The organism is Pseudomonas sp. K5002 (assembly GCF_013386655.1).
Classification (GTDB): domain Bacteria; phylum Pseudomonadota; class Gammaproteobacteria; order Pseudomonadales; family Pseudomonadaceae; genus Aquipseudomonas.
The window spans coordinates 1-9,735 of the sequence record NZ_JACARK010000399.1 but is presented as its reverse complement, the minus strand read 5'-3'; the positions used below and the strand labels follow the sequence as shown (position 1 = coordinate 9,735).

Below are 9,735 nucleotides of genomic sequence, written 5' to 3'. Positions count from 1 at the left end.
CACCGCCTTCGGCCGTGCTGCAAAAAGGCTGGCTGCTGGCGACCACCGGCTACATGGATTCCACCCTGTGGCAGCACCTGGGCGCGAGCCTCAAGCGCATCGGCCTGGGCCTCGGCTTTGCCGTGCTGACCGCCGTGCCGGTGGGGATTGCCATCGGTTCCAACCGCATCGCCCGGGGCATTCTCGACCCGCTGATCGAGTTCTACCGGCCGATTCCACCACTGGCCTACCTGCCGCTGATCGTGATCTGGTGCGGCATCGGCGAGCTGTCCAAAGTACTGCTGATCTACCTGGCGATTTTCGCGCCGATTGCCATCGCGACCGCCACCGGCGTACGTACCGTCGACCCGGCCAAACTGCGCGCTGCGCAGTCGTTGGGCGCTACCCGGGCACAACTGATTCGCCATGTGATCCTGCCGAGCGCCCTGCCCGACATCCTCACCGGCGTGCGGATTGGCCTGGGCGTGGGTTGGTCGACCCTGGTAGCCGCAGAATTGATCGCGGCCACCAGCGGCCTGGGCTTCATGGTGCAGTCCGCCGCGCAATTCCTGGTCACCGACGTAGTGGTGCTGGGGATTCTGGTGATCGCGCTGATCGCCTTCGCCATGGAAATGGGCTTGCGTGCCCTGCAGCGCAAATTGGTGCCGTGGCATGGCCAGGCACACTGAAAAATTTTCGACGAGAATCCCATGAGCAGCCTGACCGTAACACCTCTCAGCACCGCCCTTGGCGCCCAGATCAGTGGCGTCGACATCACCCAACCGTTGAAGATTGAAGACCGCGACGCCATCGAACAGGCGCTGCTCAAGCATTCGGTGCTGTTCTTCCGTAACCAGCCAATCAACCCGCAGCAACAGGCGCGGTTCGCGGCGAATTTCGGCGACCTGCACATTCACCCGATCTACCCCAACGTGCCGGAGCAGCCTGAAGTGCTGATCCTCGACACCGCCGTGACCGACGTGCGCGACAACGCCATCTGGCACACCGACGTGACCTTCCTGCCCACCCCGGCCCTCGGTGCGGTACTGAGCGCCAAGCTGCTGCCGGAGTTTGGTGGCGATACGTTGTGGGCCAGCGGGATTGCCGCGTATGAGGCGTTGTCCGAGCCGTTCAAGAAGCTGTTGGACGGTTTGACGGCAACCCATGACTTCACCCGCTCCTTCCCGCTGGAGCGTTACGGCAACACGCCGGAAGATTTGGCGCGCTGGGAAGAAGCCCGGCGCAAGAACCCGCCGCTGTCTCACCCGGTGATTCGTACGCACCCGGTGAGCGGGCGTAAGTCGCTGTTCGTCAGCGAGGGGTTCACCAGCAAGATCAACGAACTGGAGCCGGCGGAAAGCGACGTGGTGTTGAAGCTGCTGTTTGCCCATGCAACACGGCCGGAATTCACCATTCGCTGGCGTTGGCAGGAAAATGACGTGGCGTTCTGGGATAACCGCGTGACCCAGCATTACGCGGTGGATGATTACCGGCCGCAGCGGCGGGTGATGCATCGGGCGACGATTCTTGGAGATGTGCCGTTCTAGCAGGCACACCACAAATCAAATGTGGGAGCGGGCTTGCTCGCGAAAGCGGTGAATCAGTCGACACATCCAGTGACTGACACTCCGCTTTCGCGAGCAAGCCCGCTCCCACATTGGGTAGAGGTTGATGCCGGAATCGGGCTCTACCGCTTATTCAGCCGTAGACGGCTTCTCCCACAAGTTAATCCCGCCTTCCTGGGCAAACCGATCAATCTCCGCCAGTTCCTGCGCGCTGAAGCTCAGGTTCTGCAACGCACCGACGTTTTCAATGATCTGCTCCGGCCGGCTCGCGCCGATCAGGGCGCTGGTGACCCGTGGATCACGCAACGTCCACGCCAACGCCATCTGCGCCAGGCTCTGGCCACGGCGCTTGGCAATTTCATTCAGCGCGCGGGCGTGGGCGATGTTGGCCTCGGACAAGTGCTTGGCCTGCAACGAACCACCCCCCGGGCGATTGACCCGCGCATCCGCCGGTACGCCGTTGAGGTATTTGTCGGTCAGCAGGCCCTGGGCCAATGGCGTGAACGCGATCACCCCGGCACCGAGTTCTTCGGTGACGTCCAGCAGGTCTTTTTCCACCCAGCGGTTGAGCAGGTTGTAGGCCGGCTGGTGGATCAACAGCGGGACTTTCCACTCCTGGAGCAGCGCCGCAATTTCCCGGGTTTTCACGCCGGAGTAGGACGAGATCCCGATGTACAACGCCTTGCCCTGTTGCACGGCGGTGGCCAGTGCGCTGGCGGTTTCTTCCAGCGGGGTGTCGGCATCAAAACGGTGGGAATAGAAGATGTCCACGTAATCGACGCCCAGGCGTTGCAGGCTCTGGTCGAGGCTCGCCAGCACGTACTTGCGCGAACCGCCGCCCTGGCCATAAGGGCCCGGCCACATGTCCCAGCCCGCCTTGCTGGAGATGATCAGTTCATCGCGGTAATGCTTGAAGTCTTCCCGCAGCAAACGACCGAAGTTGATCTCGGCGCTGCCGTATGGAGGGCCGTAGTTGTTGGCCAGGTCGAAGTGGTTGATACCCAGGTCGAACGCGGTGCGCAGCAAGGCGCGCTGGGTGTCGATCGGGGTGCTGTCGCCAAAGTTGTGCCACAGCCCCAGGGACAGTGCCGGCAGCACCAGTCCGCTGCGACCTACGCGGCGGTAAGGAATAGATTCATAGCGGTTTTCGGCAGCAATGTAAGTCATCGAATCCTCTCTTGGACTTGGGGCAAATAAGGCCCGGGAATAAGCATATTCCCGGGCCTTTTAAGCAGCTGAATCGCTTAAGTCTGCCTATCCCTTTTACAGCAAAGTCCTACCAGAGTGGAACGACGTAGCTTACATAGAAGCGGTTTTCATCTTGCACCGTGGCACCGGTGATATCCGGGCTGGCGTGGGCATTTCGCCAGGTCACGCCCAGGCCTTTGAGGGTGCCGGTGGGCACCTGGTAAGCCACGGTGACGTTACGTTCCCATTCGCTCGTAGTGCCTTGGGTGGTGCGGATGTCATCACCGTGTGCGTAGGACGTGGCGAAGGTCAGGCCGTTAAGGCCGAGTTTGCCGAAGTCATATTTATACTGCGCCAGCCAGGTGCGCTCGCCGGCATGCTGGAATTTGTTCAGTTGCATGTTGGTGAGTGCCGGGGTGTCGGCGCCCGAGCCCGGGCCCTGGTTGCTGGCACCGCTGTTCAGGCCGGAATCCAGGTACGGGAAGTCGCTGTCGCCGCTGTTTTTCTGGATGCCCAGGCCGACGGTATGGCCGTCCAGGCTGTAGCTTTCCAACAGGCTGACGGTGGACTGGTTGATGCGGCCCTTGGAGGTGCCATCGCCGTAGAGACCCGCAGCGGAATAGTCTTTGTCGCCCGCGGCGTTTTCACCCACACCCAGGCTGCGGTACAGGCGCACGTCGGTGTCGATCGCGCCGACAGGCAAGGCGTCATGACGCTTGGCACCGAGGAAGAACTGCTGGTAGTAATCCTCAAGGTTGGAGTACCACAGGCTGACGGTGGTGTCCGGCAAACCTTTGTAGTCCGCGCCGCCGTAGAGGAAGCGATCGCTCTCTTTGGTGCCGCCGGCGGTGATCATGCCCTGGTCGCCGGTTTCGTTGCGGATCTTGGTCTTGAGGATGTCACCGGCGGTAAAGGTGAAGTCGGTCAAGTCCTTGGAAACCAACTGCACGCCGGTGTTGGTCTGCTGGTACAGGCGGCCGTCGGTGTTGGCCAGCACCGGGTTGTTGCCGTACAGCGTACCGACGCGCAATTCATCCTGGGCGAAGCGCATCTTGAAGGTCGGGCTGAGCACGCCGAACTGGTCGGCCGACTTGCCGTTATCCAGCGGGAACATGCTGCCGGGGTAGCGGCCCTGGTGATCCTTGTCATTGAGGTCGCCGCCGGAGTCCAGTTTCAAACCGTAGAACGCCTGCAGGTCCAGGCCAAAGCCCACCGGCCCATCGGTGTAGCCGGACTTGAAGTTGAACTCAAAACCCTGGCCCCAATCACGGATGCTGTGGGCCTTGTTATTGCTGTTCACCACATCCCGCCCCTGCTGGTTGAGGTAGCGGTTGAGCAGGGTCACGTCGGCGTGGCTGTCATCGATAAAATCGGCGTGGGCGGACAGCATAAAGCTCGCCATGGCGGCACCCACCATGGGGCTTAATAACGTCTTCATTGGTACCGGTCTCCGTCACTGTTCTGAAATGAAAGCGTCAAACGCTTCACACAATTAGGCGATGGCCATGTGACAGTTCGGAGTCAAAACACCCTTTACCCGGATGAAATTAAATTTAAGAAACCCAGTAAAGACGCGGGTTAGCGGGCAGTGGCGAAGATTTCGGCGAGCCAATCGACGAACACTCGCACCCTCGGCGACATGTGTCGGTTTTGCGGGTAGAGCACCGAAACCGGCATGGGCGGCGGTGGTGTATCAATGAGGATTTCCTGCATCACGCCCTGGTCGATCAGCTCGGCGATGCGGTAGTGCGGGCACTGGATAATGCCCAGTCCGGCGACTGCGCTGGCGGCATAAATCTCTGCGCCGAACACCGACAGCGCCCCCTCGATCGTCACTTCCTGCACCTGGCCGTCGACCATGAATTCGAAGGGGAACAGCTTCGCGGTGGTGCGTGAAACATAGTTCACCGCACGATGCTCGCCCAGGTCGGCGAGGCGCTTCGGCTCGCCGTATTTGCGCAGGTAGGCCGGGCTCGCGCAGGTCACCTGGCGCAGCGTCGCAACCCGGCGACCGATCAACGCCGAATCCCCCAGGGTGCCCGCCCGCAGCACACAATCCACGCCTTCGGCGATCAGGTCGACGAAGCGGTCCGCCTCGCTGATGGACAGCTCGATTTCCGGGTAGCGCGCCATGAATTGCGGCAGCGCCGGGATCACGAAGTACTTGGCCAGGGTGCCGTGCAAATCCACCCGCAGGCGGCCCTTGGGGGCCACCGAACGGAAGGCCAGTTCCGCCTCTTCCAGCTCCGCCAGCAGTTGCACACAGCGCAGGTAATAGGCCTCGCCATCGAGGGTCGGGCGGACGCGGCGGGTGCTGCGTTCCAGCAGGCGCGTGCCGAGCCAGGCCTCGAACTGGTTGAGGGTGTGGGTCAGGGTAGCGCGCGGCAGGTTCAGGTCATCGGCCGCCAGCGTGAAGCTGCTGCGTTCGTAAATCCTCACGAACACTTTCATCGCTTTGACCTGGTCCACGGCGCGTCTCCATTGTTGGCGATTCTTGAACAGTCAAGGCAACTCTGGCGCATTTATCGGCCTGGGTAAACATGTGAATCTGCTTCCACACCCAACCACTCCCCCAAGGAAACCAGATCATGACTACCCAAGTTGCTATCGTTACCGGCGCCTCACGCGGCATCGGCGCCGTGGTTGCCAGACAACTGGCTGCCGACGGTTATGCCGTCGCCATCAACTACGCCAACAGCGCCACCGAAGCGTCAAGGCTGGTAGTGGAGTTGCGCCAGGCCGGCCACCAAGCCATAGCGATCCAGGGCGACGTGGCCAGCGCCGCCGACGTCAAGCGCCTGTTCGACGAGACCGAAGCCCAGCTGGGCAAGGTTGATGTGCTGATCAACAACGCCGGGATCCTCAAGGTGCTGCCGCTGGCCCAACACAGCGATGAGCTCTACAACCAGAACTTCGACATCCATACCCGCGGCACCTTCAACGCCCTGCGTGAAGCCGCCACCCGCCTGAACGACGGCGGGCGCATCGTCAATTTCTCCAGCAGCACCGTCGGCCTCAACTTCCCCGGTTATGCGGTGTACATCGCCAGCAAGGCGGCGGTGGAATCCCTGACCCAGGTGTTCGCCAAGGAAATGCGCGGCCGGCGCATCACCGTCAACGCCGTTGCCCCGGGCCCGGTGGCGACCGAACTGTTCCTGCATGGCAAAAGCGAAGAGCAGATCCAGGGCCTGGCCAAGATGGCACCCCTGGAACGCCTGGGCCAACCGGAAGATATCGCCCGCGTGGTGGCGTTCCTGGTTAGCCCGGCCGGTGGTTGGGTGAACGGGCAAATCCTGCGGGCCAATGGTGGTTTGGTCTGAAGGCCACGCAGCACTCACTTTACGACGCACTAATATTGTGGCGAGGGAGCTTGCTCCCGCTGGAGTGCGCAGCGCTCCCATCTTTTTTGGGGCCGCTGCGCAGCCCAGCGGGAGCAAGCTCCCTCGCCACAGGTTTGCTGTTCACGGAAAATCAGCGGGTATCAGGAGACTTCAGATATGCACACCGCCCTCGTCATCACCGCCGGCCTGATCCTCCTCGCGCTGATGCTGTTCATCGGCCAAAAGCTGGGCGTCAGCCGGCACATTCTGGCCTACAGCTTTGTCGGGATCTGGCTGGTGGTGTCGGTGGTGAACGGCGCGGTAGGTGTGGTCACTGCCGGCCAGCCCCTGGTCTCGGAGCTGGTGATCGGCAGCGGGGTATTCGGTGCGCCGTTGGTGGCACTGGCCCTGTTTATCAGGGCCTGAGCCTTAACGAACCAGGTGCAGGAACTGCATGTGCCGTTCGTACTGGTCGAGGATGTCGTTGATGATCTGCTCCTTGGTGTAGCCCACCAAGTCGTAGTCCTGACTGCCCTCGCTCAAGTGCACTTCCGCCCGGTAGTAGCGGCGGTTGTTAAGCTGCTTGGAACCCATGCCGCCCCGTGCGAATGACGGGGTGAAATAGCCGCGCATCTGTACCTGATACACAAACGGGTGCTGCTCGCCGTGGCCGATCTCCAGGCTGACGCTGTCATTGGCCGGGTCAGGCTGGGTGACCACGTTGAGGCCTTTTTCGACAAACACCGCCGTCACTTCTTCGATGGCCGGGCGCACTGTGGTCTCGAGGAAACGGTACACCTCATCCCGTGACGGGAAATGCACCGCCTGGCTCAGGCGCTGGCGCCAACCGCCCGTGCCCTTGCGTGAGCCCGATACCGGCGCGAGGGAATGCATCTGCGCAATCTGCTTCTGCGACTCAAGGTAGAACGCCTTGTGCAGCCCCCACATCATCAGCAGCAGGATCATCGAGAACGGCAGCGAGGTCAGGACCACGGCCGACTTGAGCGAGTCGATGCTGCCGGCAAACAGCAGCGCGCTGGTCACCAACGCGGTCATCGCGCCCCAGAACACCCGCAGCCACTTCGGCCCGTCTTCATCGGCGTTGCCGCCTTTGGCCGACAAGGTCGAGAGCACCACCGTGCCGGAGTCGGCCGAGGTGACGAAGAACACGAAGCTGATAAACACCGTGACCGCGATCACCGTCTTGCTCCACGGGTAGGTTTCCAGCAGCAGGTAGAGGCTCATCGACGGGTCATCAATGGCCGACTGTCCCAGCGCCGTGAGGCCGTGGTTGAGCACCTGGTCGATGGCGCTGTTGCCGAAGATCGACATCCACGCCAGGGTGAAGCCCAGCGGGATCAACAGCACGCCGAACACGAATTCACGGATGGTACGACCGCGGGAAATGCGCGCGATAAACAGGCCCACGAACGGCGACCATGCGATCCACCAGGCCCAATAGAACACGGTCCAGCCGCCCAGCCAGTCGCTCGGTTTGTCGTAGGCGTAGAGGTCGAAACTCTTGGTCGGCAAGGCGCCGAGGTAGTCGCCGATGTTCTGGATCAGGGTGTTGAGCAAGTGCTGGGTAGGGCCGGCGAACAACACGAACAGCAGCAGCGCACAGGCCAGCAGCATGTTGATGTCGGACATCACCCGCACGCCTTTATCGACACCGGAGACCGCCACCAGGATCGCCGCGCCCATCATCAAGGTGATGAGGCCGACCTGGATCCACTGGGTGTGGGCCACGCCGAACAGGTAATCGAGCCCGGAGTTGAGGTGCAACACGCCAAAGCCCATGTCGGCGCCGAGGCCGAACACCGTGGCGATGATGCCGAAGCCGTCCACCGCATAACCGATGGGGCCGTTGATGCGCTTGCCGATCAGCGGGTACAGCGCCGAGCGCAACGCCAGCGGCAGGTTATGCCGGTAGGCGAAGTACGCCAGGGCCATGCCGACGAAGGCGAACACGCCCCAGCCATGCAGGCCCCAGTGCAGAAACAGGATCTGCATGGCCTGGCGCGCCGCGTCACCGTTCAGGGCCTCGCCCTGGGGCGGTTGCACCAGGTGAGTCAGGGGTTCGGACACGCAGAAGAAAAACAGCGTGATGCTGATCCCGGCGGCGAACAGCATGCCGGCCCAGGACAGGTAACTGAATTCGGGCTCGTCGTGGTCGGCACCGAGTTTGATCTTGCCGTAGCCCGATAACGCGGTGACCACCACGAAGACCAGATACAGGGTCATCGCCAGCATGTAGTACCAGCCGACCGTGTTGGCCGCCCAGTTTTGTGCGGCCAGCAGCCATGCGCCGGCTTGTTCGGGAATCGCGATGACGGTCAGGCCGAACAGCAGGATGAAGCTCGCGGCGAAGTAAAACACCGGCGGGTTCATGCGGACCAGACCGCTGGAAGGTGTGGACGATGCACTCATGTAGGGCGCACCTCAAGGGTATGGGATGTGGCTGTAAAAAACGGACTCAGCAAAGGTAAGCCTCCTGTTGTGAGCGGGCAGCGAACCACCGATTTAACTTGAACGAACAGTCAAGTTAAACATGGATAGGGGTTTGAGGACTAATCGCAGGGCTGAGTGGTAGGTGTTTCCTACACTAGCTCAAGGAAAGGTATGACGTATGGGGATGACGAAACGTTCAGCGATTGCTGAGTGAAATACGGCTCGAATTTGAGTAGTGCGGCTCAAATTTGGAATGCAGACAAAATGTGGGAGCGGGCTTGCTCGCGAATGCGGCGTGTCAGCCAACACTTCTGGCGACTGATACACCGCATTCGCGAGCAAGCCCGCTCCCACATTGGATCTGTGTGATCGTTAGAGAGGGCGCTGCTCTATTTCTGCGTCCCATCATCATGCTGCAGATTCGCCTGGGTCAGGTTCGCCCCCGCCGGCACACTGCGCGTCAGCCACACATTGCCGCCAATGGTCGAGCCCTTGCCGATGGTAATCCGCCCCAGGATCGTCGCCCCGGCGTAGATCACCACGTCATCCTCGACAATCGGATGCCGCGGATGGCCTTTCTGCAATTGCCCATCCTCATCCGCCGGGAAACGCTTGGCGCCCAATGTCACGGCCTGGTAGATCCGTACCCGCTCGCCGATGATCGCCGTCTCGCCAATCACCACACCCGTCCCGTGGTCGATAAAGAAGCTCGGGCCGATCTGCGCGCCCGGGTGAATATCAATCCCGGTCGCCGAATGCGCGATTTCCGCGCTGATGCGCGCCAGCAACGGCAAGCCTGCCCGATACAAGTGGTGCGCCAGGCGATGGTGAATCACCGCCAAAATCCCCGGGTAGCACAACAGCACTTCATCCACGCTGCGCGCCGCTGGGTCGCCGTGGTAGGCGGCGAGCACGTCGGTGTCCAACAGGCTGCGCAAGCCTGGCAACGCCAGGGCGAAATCCTGGATCAGGTGGATGGCATGGGCGTCGACTTCACTGTCATCCTGGCCACCTTGCCGCGCGGCATATCGCAGCTCCAGGCGCGCCTGGGCGAGCAATGCATTCAGCGCCACATCCAGGGTATGGCCGACGTAGAAGTCTTCACTTTCTTCACGCAGGTCCACCGGCCCCAGACGCATGGGGAACAGCGCACCACACAACGCCTCGAGAATCTGCGCCACGGCTTCCCGTGAAGGCAGCTCGCGCCCGCCCTGCTCGCCGCTGACCCGGCC

General features: G+C 61.8%; 9 protein-coding genes. 4 read left to right on the top strand and 5 right to left on the bottom strand.

What is annotated here, in order from left to right; translation table 11 throughout:
• Both HX846_RS18680 and tauD read left to right on the top strand, forming a co-directional pair.
• Nucleotides 1-668: ABC transporter permease subunit (locus HX846_RS18680; protein ID WP_178965872.1), on the top strand; the 668-nt coding region annotated here is incomplete at its 5' end.
• 21 nt (nucleotides 669-689) lie between these two features.
• Nucleotides 690-1,526: a taurine dioxygenase gene (gene tauD / locus HX846_RS18675; protein ID WP_177081397.1), complete on the top strand. Its 837-nt coding sequence runs from the start codon at nucleotides 690-692 to the stop codon at nucleotides 1,524-1,526.
• Between the two features lie 147 nt (nucleotides 1,527-1,673).
• Here the strand turns inward: tauD and mgrA are convergent, their stop codons facing one another.
• From mgrA to HX846_RS18660, 3 genes are all read right to left on the bottom strand, one after another.
• Nucleotides 1,674-2,711: an L-glyceraldehyde 3-phosphate reductase gene (gene mgrA, locus HX846_RS18670; RefSeq protein ID WP_003211877.1), complete on the bottom strand. Its 1,038-nt coding sequence runs from the start codon at nucleotides 2,709-2,711 to the stop codon at nucleotides 1,674-1,676.
• A gap of 109 nt (nucleotides 2,712-2,820) precedes the next feature.
• Complete coding sequence (locus tag HX846_RS18665) at nucleotides 2,821-4,149, bottom strand: OprD family outer membrane porin (protein WP_080673292.1); 1,329 nt, start codon at nucleotides 4,147-4,149, stop codon at nucleotides 2,821-2,823.
• Between the two features lie 161 nt (nucleotides 4,150-4,310).
• Nucleotides 4,311-5,201, bottom strand: a complete 891-nt coding sequence (locus HX846_RS18660) for a LysR family transcriptional regulator (RefSeq protein ID WP_177122237.1) — start codon at nucleotides 5,199-5,201, stop codon at nucleotides 4,311-4,313.
• Between the two features lie 119 nt (nucleotides 5,202-5,320).
• Here HX846_RS18660 and HX846_RS18655 point away from each other — a divergent pair, with 119 nt between their 5' ends.
• Together HX846_RS18655 and HX846_RS18650 are read left to right on the top strand one after the other, a co-directional pair.
• Nucleotides 5,321-6,052 carry an SDR family oxidoreductase gene (locus tag HX846_RS18655; protein ID WP_008435807.1) on the top strand — a complete coding sequence of 244 codons (732 nt, stop codon included), beginning with the start codon at nucleotides 5,321-5,323 and terminating at the stop codon, nucleotides 6,050-6,052.
• Between the two features lie 177 nt (nucleotides 6,053-6,229).
• Nucleotides 6,230-6,478, top strand: coding sequence for a hypothetical protein (locus tag HX846_RS18650; RefSeq protein WP_003211868.1), 249 nt, complete (start codon nucleotides 6,230-6,232; stop codon nucleotides 6,476-6,478).
• Between the two features lie 3 nt (nucleotides 6,479-6,481).
• On the opposite strand, the gene betT is transcribed toward HX846_RS18650, so the two are convergent.
• Nucleotides 6,482-8,443, bottom strand: a complete 1,962-nt coding sequence (gene betT, locus HX846_RS18645) for a choline transporter BetT (protein ID WP_003211865.1) — start codon at nucleotides 8,441-8,443, stop codon at nucleotides 6,482-6,484.
• A gap of 449 nt (nucleotides 8,444-8,892) precedes the next feature.
• Nucleotides 8,893-9,735, bottom strand: an 843-nt coding sequence (epsC, locus tag HX846_RS18640) for a serine O-acetyltransferase EpsC (RefSeq protein WP_178965871.1), incomplete at its 5' end; no start/stop codon positions are given.

Excerpts from the sequence above, each read along its gene's own strand:
- betT (WP_003211865.1), bottom strand. The coding sequence starts at position 8,443 with ATGAACCCGCCGGTGTTTTACTTCGCCGCGAGCTTCATCCTGCTGTTC.
- HX846_RS18655 (WP_008435807.1), top strand. The coding sequence starts at position 5,321 with ATGACTACCCAAGTTGCTATCGTTACCGGCGCCTCACGCGGCATCGGC.
- tauD (WP_177081397.1), top strand. The coding sequence starts at position 690 with ATGAGCAGCCTGACCGTAACACCTCTCAGCACCGCCCTTGGCGCCCAG.
- mgrA (WP_003211877.1), bottom strand. The coding sequence starts at position 2,711 with ATGACTTACATTGCTGCCGAAAACCGCTATGAATCTATTCCTTACCGC.
- HX846_RS18650 (WP_003211868.1), top strand. The coding sequence starts at position 6,230 with ATGCACACCGCCCTCGTCATCACCGCCGGCCTGATCCTCCTCGCGCTG.
- HX846_RS18665 (WP_080673292.1), bottom strand. The coding sequence starts at position 4,149 with ATGGTGGGTGCCGCCATGGCGAGCTTTATGCTGTCCGCCCACGCCGAT.